The 17,709-nt window shown below is 46.0% G+C and carries 14 protein-coding genes; 10 read left to right on the top strand and 4 right to left on the bottom strand.

Annotated elements, in window-relative coordinates:
* Window positions 1–10: 10 nt before the first annotated feature.
* Window positions 11–1,195: a PLP-dependent aminotransferase family protein gene (locus AAH944_RS07610; protein ID WP_415533993.1), complete on the top strand. Its 1,185-nt coding sequence runs from the start codon at window positions 11–13 to the stop codon at window positions 1,193–1,195.
* Between the two features lie 8 nt (window positions 1,196–1,203).
* On the opposite strand, the gene AAH944_RS07605 is transcribed toward AAH944_RS07610, so the two are convergent.
* The 4 genes from AAH944_RS07605 to AAH944_RS07590 form a co-directional block, all read right to left on the bottom strand.
* Window positions 1,204–2,436, bottom strand: coding sequence for a Ger(x)C family spore germination protein (locus AAH944_RS07605; protein WP_415533991.1), 1,233 nt, complete (start codon window positions 2,434–2,436; stop codon window positions 1,204–1,206).
* Window positions 2,433–3,512, bottom strand: a complete 1,080-nt coding sequence (locus tag AAH944_RS07600; protein ID WP_415537819.1) for a GerAB/ArcD/ProY family transporter — start codon at window positions 3,510–3,512, stop codon at window positions 2,433–2,435. Before AAH944_RS07600 ends, AAH944_RS07605 begins: the two co-directional genes overlap by 4 nt.
* 11 nt (window positions 3,513–3,523) lie before the next feature.
* Window positions 3,524–5,134 (bottom strand): spore germination protein, encoded by a 1,611-nt coding sequence (locus tag AAH944_RS07595; protein WP_415533989.1) that lies wholly within the window; start codon window positions 5,132–5,134, stop codon window positions 3,524–3,526.
* Window positions 5,135–5,218: 84 nt separating this feature from the next.
* A complete protein-coding gene (locus tag AAH944_RS07590; RefSeq protein WP_415533987.1) occupies window positions 5,219–6,397 on the bottom strand; it encodes a Ger(x)C family spore germination protein in 1,179 nt (392 codons plus the stop codon).
* Window positions 6,398–6,623: 226 nt separating this feature from the next.
* On the opposite strand from AAH944_RS07590, the gene AAH944_RS07585 reads away from it, so the two are divergent.
* From AAH944_RS07585 to AAH944_RS07545, 9 genes are all read left to right on the top strand, one after another.
* Entirely contained in the window at window positions 6,624–7,181 is a 558-nt protein-coding gene (locus AAH944_RS07585) for a TetR/AcrR family transcriptional regulator (protein WP_415533985.1), read from the top strand.
* 33 nt (window positions 7,182–7,214) lie between these two features.
* Window positions 7,215–9,266, top strand: a complete 2,052-nt coding sequence (locus AAH944_RS07580; protein WP_415533983.1) for a proton-conducting transporter membrane subunit — start codon at window positions 7,215–7,217, stop codon at window positions 9,264–9,266.
* A gap of 40 nt (window positions 9,267–9,306) precedes the next feature.
* The gene (locus AAH944_RS07575) at window positions 9,307–10,302 is read left to right on the top strand and encodes a respiratory chain complex I subunit 1 family protein (RefSeq protein WP_415533981.1); all 996 of its coding nucleotides are present in this window, start codon (window positions 9,307–9,309) and stop codon (window positions 10,300–10,302) included.
* Window positions 10,295–10,954 carry an NADH-quinone oxidoreductase subunit K gene (locus tag AAH944_RS07570; RefSeq protein ID WP_415533979.1) on the top strand — a complete coding sequence of 220 codons (660 nt, stop codon included), beginning with the start codon at window positions 10,295–10,297 and terminating at the stop codon, window positions 10,952–10,954. Before AAH944_RS07575 ends, AAH944_RS07570 begins: the two co-directional genes overlap by 8 nt.
* 11 nt (window positions 10,955–10,965) lie before the next feature.
* Entirely contained in the window at window positions 10,966–12,450 is a 1,485-nt protein-coding gene (locus AAH944_RS07565) for a hydrogenase 4 subunit F (protein ID WP_415533977.1), read from the top strand.
* A gap of 90 nt (window positions 12,451–12,540) precedes the next feature.
* The gene (locus tag AAH944_RS07560; RefSeq protein ID WP_415533975.1) at window positions 12,541–14,214 is read left to right on the top strand and encodes an NADH-quinone oxidoreductase subunit C; all 1,674 of its coding nucleotides are present in this window, start codon (window positions 12,541–12,543) and stop codon (window positions 14,212–14,214) included.
* Between the two features lie 497 nt (window positions 14,215–14,711).
* A complete protein-coding gene (gene nuoB / locus AAH944_RS07555; RefSeq protein WP_415533973.1) occupies window positions 14,712–15,527 on the top strand; it encodes an NADH-quinone oxidoreductase subunit NuoB in 816 nt (271 codons plus the stop codon).
* Between the two features lie 238 nt (window positions 15,528–15,765).
* Window positions 15,766–16,596 (top strand): carbon-nitrogen hydrolase family protein, encoded by an 831-nt coding sequence (locus tag AAH944_RS07550; protein WP_415533971.1) that lies wholly within the window; start codon window positions 15,766–15,768, stop codon window positions 16,594–16,596.
* A gap of 42 nt (window positions 16,597–16,638) precedes the next feature.
* Window positions 16,639–17,682 carry a DMT family transporter gene (locus AAH944_RS07545; protein ID WP_415533969.1) on the top strand — a complete coding sequence of 348 codons (1,044 nt, stop codon included), beginning with the start codon at window positions 16,639–16,641 and terminating at the stop codon, window positions 17,680–17,682.
* Window positions 17,683–17,709 lie beyond the last annotated feature (27 nt).

Raw genomic sequence — 17,709 nt, 5'->3', positions numbered from 1 at the left:
AGAGAGCGTCATGGAATACAACTATGCAAAAAGAATCAACCATTTAAAAGCTTCAGAAATCAGGGAAATACTAAAAGTCACTGAAAACCCGGAAATAATCTCCTTTGCAGGCGGACTCCCAGCACCGGAGCTGTTTCCAGTCGAGGAAATCAAGGAAGTCAGCAGGATTGTGCTGGAAGAACAAGGGACGGAGGCTTTACAGTATACGACCACTGAAGGCTATCTTCCTTTGCGGAAATGGATTGCAGCACGCATGAATCATCGGCTGGGCACCAAATTTGAGCCCGATAATATCCTTTTGACCCACGGTTCACAGCAGGCTCTGGATCTTTCCGGGAAGGTCTTTCTGGATGAAGGAGATGTTGTGCTGTGTGAAAGTCCGACGTATCTTGCTGCTATCAGTGCGTTCAAAGCTTATGGCTGCGAATTCAAAGAAGTGCCGACGGATGAGGAGGGCATGATCCCTGCGGAACTGGACAGGATACTGAACAGTACGCCCAACGTTAAACTCATTTATGTAATTCCTGACTTTCAGAACCCGACGGGCAGAACCTGGACACTGCCCCGCAGGGAACACCTGGTTGAGGCAGCTATGAAACACCAGGTCATGATTGTTGAAGATAATCCGTATGGTGAATTGCGTTTTGAGGATGAACCGCTTCCGTCCCTGCAGGCTTTTGACCAGGAGGGCTGCGTCTTAAGCCTCGGAACGTTCTCCAAAATATTCTGCCCGGGTTACCGGATCGGCTGGGTTGCCGGTGATCAGAAGGTTGTTGAAAAATATGTCCTTGTCAAACAGGGAACGGATTTGCAGTGCAATACGCTGGCTCAGAGAGAAATCGCCAAATACCTTGAGATGTATAATATTGACGAACATATTGAAAAAATTCGCAAAGTTTATAAAAGACGCCGCAATCTGACTGTAAAATTAATGGAGGATCATTTTCCCGAAGGAGTCACCTTTACCAGACCCAAAGGAGGGCTCTTTGCCTGGATTGAGCTTCCGGCGAATGTCAATGCCCGCGATGTGCTGATCAAAAGCTTGGAACAGAACGTCGCGTTTGTACCTGGCGGTTCATTCTTCCCAAACGGCGGGAGAGAAAATACTTTCCGGATTAATTTTTCCAATATGCCTGATGACAAAATTGAAGCAGGACTGCAAAGCCTTGCCGGTGTCCTGCGCGAATTTGTCTGATGTGGATTTCATTCATTCGGAGGATTCACTTCTAATTCTTCTTTCAGTCTGCCGGTGCTAATAATCTTTGCTTTCACATTAATTTCGACATTAGCGTTCACAAAAGCTTCCCGCCATTCCGATCCCAAAGCATGAAATGTTTTGGGATCTTTGTGATGCAGCTTTTCGGAGAAACCCAAAAAATCAGCCTTGTAGGTTTTGGCCTGCTTAACTGTTGCGGTAGCTATTTTTTTTAGTTTCTCACTAATGACAGGTTCTAATTGCTCAATATCTTCTTTAGTCAGCCTTAAACCGTTATTTTCATCGATTTCTCCTTTTGTCTGAATTGTAACCTGGTAAGATATTTCTTCGTTGGAGACAACTGGTTTTACTTTATACGTTGAACTGCTTAGAAAATAGTTAAACATGGTTCCATCCTTTTGAACAGGGATGGAAATTGGGCCTTTGTTAATTTTTTGCGTCAGCAGCAGAAAACCAATGGTTTGTTCCTGATCAAGCCAGCCCACCAAATGGCCAGACTGAAAAACACCCAGGCCTTCGATAATGCTTCCTTCAGTTTTGGGATTATCTCCGGATTCTTTGTTATCCGATTCCAAGGGTATAATCTTAATTTGTGGTAAAACGGCATCGCGGTCATCGCTTGTCAGCCAGGATACAAACTTATAGAAATACATACTGTAGGATTTGCCGGTGTTTGTGGCTTTTAAATCGATAAACTGGGATACCTCCGCAGAAAACAACTGGTCCATCGTGCCTCTCGTCTTAAGTATTTCCTTGGCTTCACCTTTGGCCACCAAAAGGATATCGCGGGGCCGGGTCTGCGGGAAGCGGGAACGATGTTCGATAATCTCAGGTAGCTTTTCTTTGGCAGCCTCTTCCCCAAGAATAATGCCTGTAGCATAACCATAAAAAGGAACAGTGGACAATTTTGCGGAATAATTTCTAATTGCATCTTGCATGGTTACTCCCTGACCGGTGAAAAGCTGTTCCGTATTGCTGCTCAAACTGGACTTTTTTCCTTCATCCTGTCCCTGACTGCCTTGCGGCTTCAGGATCAGCGTGGCCGCAGTCCAAACATCCTGACCGTTGATTTGGGTATAATCATAGCTGCTTAGCGTGACAAAAGCTAGCGTTTCGACTTCCTTATTGCTCCAGCATCCTGAACAGAATAATAAAAGTGAGAGCAAAATACTAAAGGTCCCTATGTATCTAAAACGGAGTTTTTTCAGTAGTTTTTTCAATGGTAACGCCCCACTTTTTTCTTTTTGATGACAGCCAGCAGCAACAGCAGACCAGGGATCAGCAGCTGAAACGTTAAAGCGATTGATGGCCATATATTCTTAAGAAAATGACCGACATCAACAGGACTCTCAAATAATAAGTTTGGCAGAATAATATTTGGTAGAGCAAGCCCCAGCAGAATATACTTCCTGCTTTGGAGAGAAAACATTCGGACTAAGGTCATTGTCTCCAGGTAATACATGACGGCTACTTTGACCACGATACCGGATACCCAGATAAAAATAACAAGGAATTCAAGCCTTTGAATTGTGATGAATTTGATATATTTAGCTAAATATAGAAAAGCAAAGTACATATCACCCGTATATTCCGGCCCAAAAACAGTAAGGGTGGCAACAGTAATGAAAGTCAGCAGGATACCGGCAGCAATAATTCCGAAGATGCCATTCTTTAAAATATCCTCCGCCTGGTTTACTTTTGGAAATAAAAATACGAGTACAACAATCTGGCCAAACCAGGCTATAGGAACAAGGGAAGCATCCACAACGGACAGGACGCCCTTATCCAGAAAAGGCTGCAGATTGCTCAGATCCATATCTCTGACGGCTAACGCCAGCAAGACCACCAGAGACAGTATAAATAAAGGTAGAATAAACTGGTTGACCCGCACAATCACTTCGATTCCTTTAATAACTGCATAGGCAGCCACAATCATCAAACCTGTTTGAAAAACATAAGGTGGAGTTTCGGGCATAAGGTTCATATTCAAAAAATCAGTAAATTCTCTTATTACCAAGATACTTATGGTCAGAAAGAATAATACATAGCCGAAAGTCACGACTTTTCCGAGGATTTTGCCGAGCAGGATTTCAGCATATTCGGGCAGCGTCAGCTTTGGAAACCGCCGTCCCAGATAATAAATCAGCATAAGGTTAACGATCCCGACAGCAAGCGCAATCAGGACGGAAAGCCAGGCCGATTCTGCGGCTTTTTCCGCTGTTATGCCGGGGATTAACAAGATCGCAGTGGACATGACAATCATAAACATCAAAGAAGCAAGTTGTACACCGGATATCTTTTCGGTATTTATGACCTTTTCCTCCTATACTTTGGTTTCGACGGCCCCTGATTGTCTTTCTGCCGGACAGGATTCACCGTACGGAACGACTTTGGCCGTTTGGACATAGCCCACCATGGAGCCCTGACCAGGATATCCTTGATTTCGCCAAGGCTTAAAGGAGCAAACGGAATCAAATAGGGGACACCGAAAGAACGTAGGCTGCAGAGATGGATCAGGATGATCATCAGGCCGAACATGATACCGACTCCTCCCAGAAAGCTGGCCAGTAAAATCAACATAAACCGCAGTATCCTGAGCGCATAGCCGGCATCATAATTTGGGATCGAAAAAGACGCGATTGCCGTGGTCGCTACGACAATAACGGAGATTGGGGAGACCAGGCCTGCATTGACAGCTGCCTGGCCAATAACCAGACCGCCGACCGTGCTGATAGCCTGACCGATGGTTTTCGGCAACCGGATACCGGCTTCCCGCAAAAGTTCAAATGCAAACTCGATGACAAGGATCTCCAAAGCAATTGGCAACGGTAAACCCTGCCTCGTTCCTGCCACTGAACTGACGAGATGCGTCGGCAGCAATTCCTGGTGAAAAGAGAAAACGGCAACGGTGACTGACGGCAGCAACAAGGCCAAATTTAAGGCAATCAAGCGCAGAATCCTTGTAAACGTCGCAAATACTGAACCGTGATAATAATCCTCGGCTGCCTGCAGCATGGTTATAAATGTCGCCGGAATGAGCAGCGGCATTGGAGAATTATCCACCAGAATCGCGATTCTGCCTTCCAACAGTGAGGCAGTGACCTTATCGGGCCTTTCCGTGTATTGTACCAGCGGAAACAGGGAATATTGCTCATCCATAATCAGTTCTTCGATGTAACTGCCCTCCAGGATACTGTCCGTTTCGATTCTGTCAAGCCGCTGCTTCACTTCCTGTAGTAGTTGTTCATTTACAATCCCCTCAATATAGCAGATTGCAATTTTCGTATGAGTCAGCTCACCAACTTCTAAAGTTTCCAGTTTAAGTCTGCTGGTTTTTAAACGCCTTCTGATAAGACTCATGTTTGTATCAATGGACTCGATGAACCCATCCTTTGGCCCGCGCACACCTGGTTCGGTATCAGACTCAACAATAGACCTATTTTCGCCGCCTCGTACCCCGGCAGCCAGGGCTGAGGACGAACCGTCGATAATCAGAACCGCATTGCCTGCAAACACTTTTCGTTCGACTTCATCCAGATAAGAAACCGTGCTGGTTTCGGTAAGATTCAGCAGGCTGTTCTGAATGATCTGCAGCAGGTTTGCGTTGCCGCCCTTCGTCAATTGCTGGAGTTTGCGCGTCTCTTCCAACAGGGTTTTCAGTATAGAATCACTGATCACTTGATTGTCCGTGATGGTTGTGGCATAGACGATGAAAGCCCTTACCGGTTCTTCCAAATCAATTTGAAATGAATGGAACCGGACATCCGCACAATTGGCAAAAAGCTGCTGCAGCTTTTTTATGTTATCCTCATAATTTCTGGACAGCGGCTGTTTTTTGGGAGGCCCCGGGGCAAAGGTAGGCTCAGGTGCTGTATTTGTCCAGCTTTTTAAGGTTTTCATCAGTCGATTGATAAACATCTTTTGTTGGCCTCATCCTATCTAAAACGGTATAGTATATTATTCCCAGTTCAGGAAAATTTATGAACTTTTCTCAAAGGAGTTTTATTCATTCGGAGGATTCACTTCTAATTTTTCTTTCAGTCTGCCGGTGCTAATGATTTTTGCTTTCACATTAATTTCAACATTAGCGTTCACAAAAGCTTCTCGCCATTCCGATCCCAAAGCATGAAATGTTTTGGGATCTTTTTGATGCAGCTTTTCGGAGAAACCCAAAAAATCAGCCTTGTAGGTTTTGGCCTGCTTAACTGTTGAAGTGGCTATTTTTTTTACTTTTTCACTAATGACAGGTTCTAATTGCTCAATATCTTCTTTAGTTAGCCTTAAACCGTTATTTTCATCAATTTCTCCTTTTATCTGAATTGTAACCTGATAAGATATTTCTTCGTTGGAGACAACTGGTTTTACTTTATACGTTGAACCGCTTAGAAAATAGTTAAACATGGTTCCGTCCTTCTGAACGGGGATGGAAATCGGGCCTTTGTTAATTTTTTGTGTCAGCAGCAGAAAACCAAGGGTTTGTTCCTCATCAAGCCATCCCACCAAATGGCCAGACTGAAAAACACCCAGGCCTTCAATAATGCTTCCTTCAGTTTTGGGATTAGCTTCGGATCCTTTGTTATCCAATTCCAAGGGTATAATCTTAATTTGTGGTAAAACGGCATCACGGTCAGTGCTTGTCAGCCAGGATACAAACTTGTAGAAATACATACCGTAAGATTTGCCGGTGTTTGTGGCTTTTAAATCGATAAACTGGGATACCTCCTCAGAAAACAACTGGTTCATCGTGCCTCCCGTCTTAAGTATTTCCTTAGCTTCACCTTTGGACACAAAAATGATATCGCGTGGCCGGGTCTGCGGGAAGCGGGCATAATGTTCGATAATCTCAGGTGCCTTTTCTTTGGCAGCCTCTTCCCCAAGAATAAAGCCTGTAGCGTAACCATAAAAGGGGACAGTGGACAATTTTGCGGAATAATTTCTAATTGCATCTTGCATGGTTGATCCCCGACCGGTGAAAAGCTGTTCCGTATTGACCTTCGGACCTGACTCTTTTCCTTGATTCTGTCCCTGACTGCCTTGTGTTCCCAGAATCAGCGTAGCCGCAGTCCAAACATCCTGACCGTTGATTTGGGTATAATCATAGCTGCTTAACGTGACAAAAGCTAGCGTTTCGACTTCCTTGCTGCTCCAGCATCCTGAACAGAATAATAAAAGCGAGAGCAAAACGCTAAAGGTCCCTATGTATCTAAAACGGAGTTTTTTCAGTAGTTTTTTCAGTGATAACGCCTCACTTTTTTCTTTTTGATGAACGTTATAAATCTATTATTCTCCGGTGCAAGATACTTTATGAACTTTTCTAAAGAGCTTGACAAGTTATTGGGTCAATCCTATAATTTATTAAGACTACCTAACGTTAGGTAGGCATTTTGTTTTTCGGAGGAACACTGCTGTGGAAACGAAGCAAAAGCTGATGGACTCGGCTTTCAGATTGTTTGCAGACAAAGGGACAGAGTTTTCCCTAACCGAAGTTGCCAGTGAAGTTGGCATCCAAAAAGCATCGATATATGCCCACTTTTCCAGTAAAGAAGATTTATTGTATGCGGTCATCAATCTGGAAATTAACCAGTACTTCCTCGAGATCAACGAGCATTGCGATGATCTGAAAAGTATGTTTTTTATGATTCTTGATTACTATGACAAGTCGCTGACCAAACTGTATTTCTGGAAGAGGCTGCTGCTTTTTCCACCCAAAGCTTTCGCTGAAACGCTGGTCGCAAAAATCCACTGCTTATCAGAAGAGCGGTTCCAAATGGTTAAAGATATTATTCAAGCCAATATGGATAAAGGGATTATCCGGTGCCAGGATCCCGAATCCGTGGCAATATCCTATACGGCCATGACGCACGGGCTGCTGTCAAGCATCCTCATTTATCAGCCTGCAGATGTGACTGTCCATTTTGAGGAGATTTGGGATAATTTCTGGCGGGGGATCTGTTCAAATGGTTAAACGTTGATTTCACATATGGAGGACGAATGTTTCATGGAGCTTTTACTGCATCATATATATCTAGTCTCAATATTTGGCTATCTGCTCGGAGCTGTTATTTCCCTCGGATATCTCTTCGTCAAAAAACAAAATACAGGCAATATCATTGTTAATGCGCTATGTATCGCGGCTTCCGCAGTCGGAGCGGCAGCTTCCATCGGGAAAATTTTCTCGGGTATTGAAACGCTGGACATTTATTCGCTGCAATCCGCGATTCCGTTCATTACCCTAAATATCAGTATTGACAATCTTTCTGCTTTCTTTGTGCTGGCACTGTCGATCCTGGTCTTTTGTGTTTCGATCTACTCGATCGGCTATATTTCTCATTACAACGGGAAAAGGAACATCGGCCTGTTTAACTTTCTATATGTAATGTTTATCATTTCGATGTTTTTTGTACTAACCTCGGCTAATGCCGTATTTTTCTATATCTCCTGGGAAGCAATGTCTTTGCTGTCTTATTTCCTGGTAGTATTTGAATCGGAAAAAGAAGAAAATCAGCAAGCCGGAACGATCTATATTGTAATGACCCATCTCGCAACGGCTTGTCTTTTAATTGGATTCATGATCATTTATCACTATACACATTCCTTCGACCTGACTACAGCTCAAAATGGCGCAGCAATCCCCGAAATGGCCAGAAACATTACCTTCATCTTATTTTTGATTGGCTTTGGCACCAAAGCAGGCGTTATCCCGCTGCATATCTGGCTGCCTTACGCTCACCCGGCCGCCCCGAGCAATGTCTCGGCGCTGATGTCGGGAATCATGATCAAGACGGCCATCTACGGACTGATCCGTTTTGTTCTCTGTTATTTAGGCGTCCAGAATACCTGGTGGGGAATTGTCATTCTTGTTTTGGGCATGCTGTCAGCTGTGCTTGGGGTTGCCTATGCTTTGATGGAACATAATATCAAAAGACTGCTGGCCTTTCACAGTGTAGAAAATATCGGGATTATCCTGATTGGCTTAGGGGTCTCGTACATCGCCTTCGCTCAGAACCATTCGCTCATCGGCGGCCTGGCCTTAACGGCAGCGCTGCTGCATACGTTCAACCATACTCTGTTTAAAGGGGGTTTGTTTCTCGGAGCCGGAGCAATTCAATATGCCGTACATACCAAAGATATTGAAAAACTTGGCGGGCTTCTGAAAAAGATGCCCGTTACCGGTTTTATGATCCTGTGCTTTTCTTTGGCCATATCGGCCATCGTACCGTTTAATGGCTTTATCAGTGAATGGCTGACATATCAGTCCTTATTTGCCAATATACTGCCCGGACAGTTCGGCTTAAACTTCTTTTCGGCGGTCGCCGTGGCAGCGCTGGCTTTGACCGGAGCTTTGGCTGCAGCCTGTTTTGTGAAGCTGTTCGGGATATCCTTTCTAGGCCTTCCGCGAAGCGAACAAGCCGCGAATGCGCAGAAAGTTCCCAAAACCATGAATATCGGTATGGGTATTCTTGCGTTGATCTGCCTAGGGATCGGTCTTTTTCCGTTAACAATCTTAAAGCTCTTGGATCCGGTCGTTGGAAGCCTCGGCGGCGGCTCAGTTTTCAGTCAGCTTCAGGGAGGCTTTATGCTGGCTTATTATCCGCTGACGGTTTCCCCGGGCAGCATATCTCCAGTTGCGCTGATCCTGGCTTTAGCCGGAATCATCCTGTTGGCGCTTCTGGTCATCCGGATTGTTGGCGGTAAATATATCGAACGGAAATACGGAACGTGGGACTGCGGCTTTGAAGCGCTGAATGCCCGCATGCAGTACAGCGCAGCCGGTTTTTCCAAACCGATCAAGATTGTTTTCAGGATCCTGTTCAGACCAACTAGGAAAATTACGACAGAGGGGGACTCCTTCTATTATCCGGAGTCAATCGAATATGCGACGACAGTTGCTTCGATATTTGAAGATTACCTCTATCATCCGGTCATCAAAAGACTTCAGAAATTTTCCCAAAGAACAAAGTATAAGATTCAAACCGGCAGCATCCATAATTATTTGATTTATATATTTGCCGCGGTTCTCTTACTGATGCTGTATAACCGTTTGGCTTAAACAATTAGACTGAAAGATTGGCATTCGAGGCGGAAGTTTAATGAAAGACTGTACACCGGGAAGGATAGGGAATGAAGCAATGAACAGTATCGCCTATATTATCATTCAACTGATTGTGATTCTTTTGGCTGCACCACTTGTGGGCGGCCTGATCAAAAAGGTCAAAGCTTTGACTCAAAAGCGCAAAGGTGCGCCTGTCTTGCAGATGTATTTTGATCTTTATAAATTGCTGCAAAAGACCTCTGTCGTTTCAGAGGTATCTTCGTGGATTTACAAGGCAGCTCCGTATATCGTTTTTGCGACAGCTCTGACTGCTGCGCTGCTGGTTCCTGTATCAACCAAGATCGTACCGGTTCTGATTCCGGGTGATTTTATTATGCTCGTTTCCATCCTGGCACTCGGCAGATTTTTTATGATGGCTGCCGCCCTGGATACGGCGAGTACCTTCGGCGGGATGGGAAGCAGCAGGGAGGCCATGATTTCTTCCCTGATTGAACCATCCATTCTTGTATCCCTGTTTACGGTAGGGCTCCTTTCCGGGTCCACTTCACTGCCTCGCATGATGCAGACCGTACAGGTTACAGGGTTTCCTTTGGCTCATCCGGTTTATATGATGGTGGGGCTGGCGCTGCTGATCATTATCATTGCGGAGACATCCAGGATTCCGGTCGATGATCCGTCTACCCATCTGGAATTAACGATGGTGCATGAGGCGATGATCCTGGAGTATTCAGGCCGGCACCTGGCTTTGTTGGAATATGGCGCAGCAGTGAAACAGCTGGTTTTTATCACCCTGTTTGTGAATATCTTCATTCCGCATGACCAGCTAATTCCGTTTATGGGTTTCGGCGCTGTTATTTTGTCACTTCTGCTTTATTTGCTCAAAGTGGTCATGATGGCGGTGGTCATCGCGTTGATTGAAGTCAATACAGTTAAGTTTAAGCTTTTCAGCATCCCGAATCTGGCTGCCTTATCTTTTATTCTCGCTTTTCTGGGAATTTTGCAATTCTTTATCCTGGGAGGTTATCATGTCTGAAAATCTTTTGGAAAGCTTGTCTGTACTGATTTTACTTTCTTCTTTTGTGCTTATGGCCAATAAACGAATCAGCTCCTATATCAAGTCTTTCCGGATTCAGTCCATGCTGATTGCGCTGGCTGCCGGGGTCATGGGAGTCAGAAGCCTGCTGGGCGAAGGACGCTGGGATATTTTGATTGTCTGTATCCTGATTGTTGTTCTGAAAGTCATCTACATTCCAGGTCTTCTGAACAGGACATATGCCTCTGTAAGGTACAAAGTTGAAAAAGACTTTATCTTGAATATTCCAATCCTGGTTTTGGTCTGCTGCGGACTGGTTGTTTTTTCTTACTTCACGCTGGCAACGATTGACGGCAGCAGCCAGGGGATGTCCAATATGCAGCTCGTCAACTCGGTTTCCGTGATCTGGATCGGCCTTTTCTTTATGATCAGCCGTAAAAAAGCGCTTGGACAAATCATTGGCTTTCTGGTCATTGAGAACGGTCTGTATATCACAGCCATGCTGGCAACGCAGGGAATGCCTTTCATTGTGGACCTTGGGATATTCATTGACCTGGTGACCTTCGTTCTGATCATGGGTATGCTGACGTTTCGCATTAATGACCAATTTGACTCTATTGATACGGATCAACTCAATAATCTGAAAGGATAAAATACAACGATATGGGCTTTTTACTTCTGGTCATTCCAATCATTGCTTTACTGCTGCTCTTTATACTTAAACCGAAGCGGCTGCAGCACCTCGTCAGCGTCTCATCTGCTGTGCTGCTGCTGATCATCGCAGCCATCCTGACCCATAACGTCATACTGTATGGAGCGATTGCTTATTCTTCGCTGGGCGGATTTTTCTATCTCGATGCCCTGAGCATGATGATTCTGGATATTGTCCTGACGATAGGTTTGATGGCGGCCATTTTTTCGATCGGTTATCTTGAGGAAGAAGTCAGACAGGGTAAGCTGCCGGCCCCAAAAATCCGACTGTACTATATGCTGATGGTGACCTTTATTTTTACGATGATATTGGCGCTGACAGTCAAAAACATGGGTCTGATGTGGATCGCGATCGAAGCGACAACGCTGGCCTCAGCCTTTTTGGTTGGCTTTTATAACAATCGTTATGCGCTTGAAGCTGCCTGGAAGTATGTGATTATTTGTTCTGTCGGTATTGCGGTCGCCCTGCTCGGTATCATTTTGCTGCACCTTTCTTCGGCCGGAATATTGGAGAACGGCTCCTATTTGGACTGGACGGCGCTGTACGCCAACGCGGCATCCTTAAAAAGTTCCGTTCTGCGCCTGGCCTTCATCTTTATTTTGGTCGGATTCGGGACGAAAGCCGGCCTTGCTCCGATGCATACCTGGCTGCCTGACGCGCACAGTCAGGCCCCTTCGCCGATTAGTGCCATGCTGTCCGGTGTTCTTTTGAACAGCGCGATGTATGGCATTATTCGGACGACGGCCATTGTGAATCACAATCAGGGGAGCAGCAGCTTTACCGGGAGGCTCCTCATCGGGATCGGGGTTTTATCGATTGCTGCCGCGGCTGTATTTATTCTAACGCAAAAGGATTATAAGCGACTTCTGGCTTATTCCAGTATTGAACATATGGGAATTATCGCTGTTGCGGTCGGGATCTTTACACCGCTGTCCATTTTTGGTGGGCTGCTGCATATGATCAATCACTCGCTGACCAAGTCTATGCTGTTTTTATCTGCCGGCAATATCATGCAGAAATATGACACCAAACAGATTTTCAAGATCAAAGGGATTCTTAAAGTACTGCCTGTTTCGGGAACGGTCTTTCTGCTCGGTCTGTTTGCCATTGCCGGAACACCGCCCTTCAGCGTATTTGCGAGCGAGTTCAGCATTACCGCCGCAATCTTCAACCAATCCAGCCTTTGGGTCGGGATGGTGTTTATCCTGCTTCTGGCGGCTGTCTTTGCCGGAATCGCGGTGACGCTGTTTAAGATGTTTTATGGTCAGCCGGACAGTACGGAGGCTGCTGATCCCAAGGCGGGAGAAATCAACATTCCCGGAACAATCTGCCTGGTCATTCTGCTGGCAGCCGTTACAGTCGGCGGGGTTTATCTGCCGGAAACAGTCCGGGAGCTGATCATTCAGGCGCAGAGCATTGTCCTAGGTACAATCTAATACTGGGATTCGTAAATCCTGTTAAAACAAAATGGTTTAAAGATAGCAACATTGTGACCCCCAGACCTAATTTTGGCTAATCAAGCTTGTATGAATTATTTGAGCAGGGAATTTGAGAACGTGGTACTAGTAAATGAAATATTGCTGGAAATAGAGGTAGAGATGATGAAGGCATCCGAATTAAAACAAATACTCGCGGAAAAGTTTTTCGTTGCAGAGTTGACCGATATTGGCGGGAGAAACAGGAATAGCCAGGATCATGAGCTTTATCTGAAAACAGCTTCGGAAAGTATTCCCGGAATATGCGCCTACTTGAATAAAGAACTGGGTTATCCGCTCGTCCTGATGTTTGCCAATGATGAACAAAGCCAGAATTCCTGCTTTGGCGTTTATTACGTTTTTGCGGACAGACAGGAAGCACTGCTTGTGGTGATGAAAACGTCGGTCAGTCCTGACAAAATGGAAATGCCATCTGTCAGCAATATGATCCAAGCTGCGGCAGCCTATGAACGCGAAATCAAGGATTTATTCGGAATCATCCCGATAGGCCACCCGGATGCCAAAAGACTGGTTTTTCATAGCAACTGGCCGAATGGGGTTTATCCGCTGCACAAAGCTTTCCCGGCAGGGTACAGACCACAGCGGGCTGCAGAGGAAATCAGTTTTCGCAAGGTTGAAGGGGAAGGGGTCTATGAAATTCCGGTCGGACCTGTCCATGCCGGAATCATCGAGCCGGGCCATTTCCGTTTCAGCGTGGCCGGAGAACCGATTATTAATCTTGAAGCACAATTGTACTTTGTTCATAAAGGAATAGAGAAACTGGCCGAACAGCAAAGCATTGAGAAATGCCTGTATATTTCGGAAAGAATTTCCGGAGACGAGACCTTTGCCAATTCCCTGGCGTACTGCCAGGCTATCGAAAAAATTGCCGGAGTCGAGGCTCCGCTCAGGGCAGCCTATACCCGGGTTATTTTTGCCGAGTTGGAGAGACTAACCAGCCATCTGGGCGATCTCGGGGGGGTTTGCCTTGACGCTGCTTATGGGTTTGCAACATTTCAGTTCCGGATGATTAGAGGCTGGGCCTATACCTTAGCTGATGAACTGTGCGGCATGCGCTTCCTGCGAAGTGTCAATAAGCCGGGCGGGATTAGAAAAGACTTTGTGGCCGATAAGGAAGACGGTCTGATTGGCCAGTTGAATAAAATCCGCTGCGAGATCGAGGATACCGTCGAGATTATTAAGTCCAACAGCTTGTTTATTGACAGGGTAGAAAATACGGGTATTCTTGCTCCGGAAATTGCAGCGGATTTGAATACAGTCGGCCCAGGCGGACGGGCTTCGGGACTGCGCTATGATGTCCGGAAATCTTTCCCGTACGCAGCTTATCCGCAGCTCGAGTTTAATATCCCGGAACATTACAACGGCGATATCAACTGCCGGCTGAATACCAAAATTGAGGAATGCTTTGAATCCATTAACCTGATGATCCAGGCGATCAATCAAATGCCTTCCGGGAAGGTTCTGGAACCTGTTAAAGCTGTTGAGCCGTATCGCTTTGCTTTTGGTCTGACCGAAGCCCCGCGCGGAGAAAACATCCACTGGCTGATGACAGGCGAGAACAACACTGTGTACCGCTATAAAATCAGGACGCCGTCTTTCTGCAACTGGCCGGCCCTCTGTCATGCAGTCAAAGGCAATATTGTGCCGGACTTTCCGCTGATCAATAAAAGCTTTAACCTTTCCTACGCCGGAAACGATCTCTAAAGCGAGCGGCGTACTACGATCTAGGGCAAGTCTGGGGGCCACAATACCACTTTTCGGCCATTGTGCCATCCATGGCACAAAAGGCCGCGCTGCGCAATCCTGCTCCGCTCACAGTGGAACTGTGGCCCCCAGACTGATCGTATGCATATTCAAGCAGGTTTGCATGTCAAAATGTAGCTCGTTTTTGTGTAGATATTTTAAATAGTTGTAATCGTACAACTTACTTTAATCAATTAACAATGTCGGGCATGCAAAACTTATTAACCAGCTTTTGATCAGTCTGCGTGCCACGGTTCCAGCGTCAAGCGGAGCATGGAGTGCGTAGCGCGGCCTTTTGACGGCCACGGATGGCCTAATGTCGCGATGCCATGGATGGCAAGGAGCGACGACCAAGGATGACACAACGGCCGAAAGCGGAATTGTGGCATGCAGACAGGCCCAAGATACTAATTCACCTATTGATCAAAATATACTGTACGAGCAAGGAAGACGAAAAAATGTTTAAGACGCTAAAAAAGATCATCCAATATCCGAGGCTTACCCAGGAATATCCGAAGATACCCGCCGCCAGCGGTCCGTTCCTGGGGCAGACCGAAATCAATCCTGAAAAGTGCAGTTTTTGCGGGGAATGTGTCCTGCGCTGTCCATCCCAGGCAATCGTGATGGCTAAGGAAGCAGGCATCATTGGGATTAACTATGACGCGTGCATCTTCTGTGTGCTGTGTGAAGAAGTCTGCCCGGCAGGCGCAGTAACGACCACCAACCAATTTGAGCTTGCTGAAAAGGATAAAGCAATGCTCCACGTGGATAAAACAGTGACTGTCAAAAACCAAACGCTGATGATTGATGAAAACAACTTGCCTGACACCTCCTACGAAGCGGTTTGCAGTGACCTGGAAGCAAAGATCAAAAAGATGTTCGGCCGGAGCCTGCAGATAAGAGAGGTGGATTCCGGCTCCTGCAACGGCTGTGATTATGAAATCAATGCGCTGAACAATCCTGTCAACGATATTGAAAGGCTCGGAATCAGTTTTGTGGCGTCGCCAAGACATGCCGACATGCTTCTGGTGACAGGCACTGCGACGAGAAATATGCAGCTGGCGCTGGAGAAGACGTATCATGCAGCACCAGATCCAAAACTGGTCGTGGCAGTGGGCGCCTGCGCTTGCAGCGGCGGCATTTTCAAGGATTCCTATGCCACCAACAACGGCATCGATACAATTGTACCGGTCGATGTGTATATCCCTGGCTGCCCACCACGGCCTCAGGCCATCATTAACGGGATCTTAAAAGCGCTGGACCGGATGAAGTAAATATTACTTCGACGGCTATGGAGAACTAGTATCACGGTACTATGAATGGTATGGAGCAGTACGAATCGGTCTACTAGTTGACTTTTTCCGGACGTGTATGATAATGGATAGTAAGCAGATAAGAATCCTAAATAGAAGTATTTTAGGATTTTTTCTTACTATATTATTTTGATGATTGTTTAGCTTGGATAAAATTGAGAATGTATAAGAATAAAAAACATGTAAAGGATGGGTTATCTTGTCTATTGTTCGAGCTGCAGCGCTTCAGTTAAAAGTATCTCCAGACAAAATGGAGAACGTTGACCGTCTCCAACAACATTTGGACAGCCTGGCTAAAGAGAATGTTGATCTGGTCATTCTGCCGGAGATGTTTAACTGCCCATATCAGACGTCTTTATTTCCTGATTATGCAGAGGAAGAGGGCGGGGCATGCTGGCAGAAGCTTTCATCTCTGGCCGTACAGTATAAAATCCACCTGGTTGCAGGTTCGATGCCGGAAAAAGACCGGGAGAACAAGATTTATAACACTTCGTATGTGTTTGACCGCCAAGGCCGGCAAATAGGCAAACACCGCAAAGTTCACCTCTTTGATATCGAGATTGAGGGCGGACAGCAATTTCGGGAATCGAATACCTTAAGCCCCGGAAACAAGGCTACTGTATTTGACACGGAATTCGGAACGATGGGAATCTGTATCTGCTATGACTTGCGCTTTCCGGAACTGGCGAGACTGATGGTCGATCAGGGCGCTAAAATGATTATTGTGCCGGGAGCCTTTAATATGACGACCGGGCCGGCCCACTGGGAGGTCCTGTTCCGAACCCGGGCAGTGGATAATCAGGTTTTTATGGTGGGCGCTGCTCCGGCCCGTGATCCGGAAGCGGGATATACGTCCTGGGGGCACACGATCATGGTCGGACCGTGGGGAAATGTCCTGCAGCAAATGGATGAACGCGAAGGTTGTATCATTCAGGATCTTGACCTGGCTGAAGTGGCTAAAGTCCGACGTGAATTGCCGCTGCTTGCCCAGAGAAGGTCAGACCTGTATCAATTAACTTCAAAATGCTGATTACGTGACGCCGAGATTATGTCAATAAGGCAGGGATTTTCGATGCAGAAACAAAAATTTGCAGTATTCCAGGCACTCCTGGCAGCTGCACTTTTCGGTATAAGCACGCCATTGTCCAAATTGTTATTGTCCCATTTATCGCCGATCATGATCGCTGCACTTCTTTATCTGGGTGCTGGCACCGGCATGTTCGCGCTGCGATTGATCATTAAAGCAAATAGGCCGTTATCTAAAGAAGCAGGTATTGCCAGGAACGATCTGCCCTTTACAATTGGAATGGTGATTTTGGATATGAGTGCGCCTATTCTGCTCCTGGTCGGATTGAGTACGACTGCGGCTGCTAATGTATCTCTATTGAGCAATTTTGAAATCGCGGCGACCGCACTTCTTGCCTTGTGGCTCTTTAAGGAGACAATCGGGAAAAGACTTTGGACAGCAATCATTCTCATTACGGCTTCCAGCATACTCTTATCTTTAAAAGATCTTCAAGGACTTTCTTTTTCGGCAGGTTCCATATTTGTCCTGCTGGCCTGTCTCTGCTGGGGATTAGAGAATAATTTTACGAAAATGCTTTCGCTGAAAGATCCCATGCAGATCGTCGTCATTAAAGGATTGGGGTCTGGAACAGGTTCCTTGCTTATTGCCTTTGTCACCAAGCAAATGACAGCCGGTTACAGCTATATACTTTTTACGCTAATACTGGGATTCTTCGCTTATGGCCTCAGTATCTTTTTCTATGTCAGAGCCCAGAGAGACCTCGGGGCGGCCAGAACAAGCGCCTATTATGCCATTGCACCGTTTATTGGCGTCGGCTTATCTTTTATTGTCGCCAAAGAACCCATAACAAGCAATTTTATTATGGCAGCTATTCTAATGATATTTGGGGCCTATTATGCGGCTAGGGAGAAACATGACCATCAACATCGTCACGAAGTGTTGTGTCATGACCATCGCCATCATCATGGTGACGGCCATCATACCCATGTTCACGGTGATTTTACATCAGGGGAACACAGTCATCCGCACGAACATGAAACCATACAACATGCACATCATCATGCACCGGATATGCATCACAAGCATTAAGCATTTAATCTGATTTGATATTAAACT

The sequence above is a fragment of the Dehalobacter sp. CP genome (assembly GCF_047652685.1).
Classification (GTDB): Bacteria; Bacillota; Desulfitobacteriia; order Desulfitobacteriales; family Syntrophobotulaceae; genus Dehalobacter.
This window is presented reverse-complemented; position numbering and strand designations above follow the sequence as displayed.

Coding starts and splice junctions, on each gene's coding strand:
- AAH944_RS07610 (WP_415533993.1), top strand. CDS start 11: ATGGAATACAACTATGCAAAAAGAATCAACCATTTAAAAGCTTCAGAA.
- AAH944_RS07580 (WP_415533983.1), top strand. CDS start 7,215: ATGGAGCTTTTACTGCATCATATATATCTAGTCTCAATATTTGGCTAT.
- nuoB (WP_415533973.1), top strand. CDS start 14,712: ATGTTTAAGACGCTAAAAAAGATCATCCAATATCCGAGGCTTACCCAG.
- AAH944_RS07570 (WP_415533979.1), top strand. CDS start 10,295: ATGTCTGAAAATCTTTTGGAAAGCTTGTCTGTACTGATTTTACTTTCT.
- AAH944_RS07575 (WP_415533981.1), top strand. CDS start 9,307: ATGAAAGACTGTACACCGGGAAGGATAGGGAATGAAGCAATGAACAGT.
- AAH944_RS07560 (WP_415533975.1), top strand. CDS start 12,541: ATGAATTATTTGAGCAGGGAATTTGAGAACGTGGTACTAGTAAATGAA.
- AAH944_RS07565 (WP_415533977.1), top strand. CDS start 10,966: ATGGGCTTTTTACTTCTGGTCATTCCAATCATTGCTTTACTGCTGCTC.
- AAH944_RS07545 (WP_415533969.1), top strand. CDS start 16,639: ATGCAGAAACAAAAATTTGCAGTATTCCAGGCACTCCTGGCAGCTGCA.
- AAH944_RS07595 (WP_415533989.1), bottom strand. CDS start 5,134: ATGTTTATCAATCGACTGATGAAAACCTTAAAAAGCTGGACAAATACA.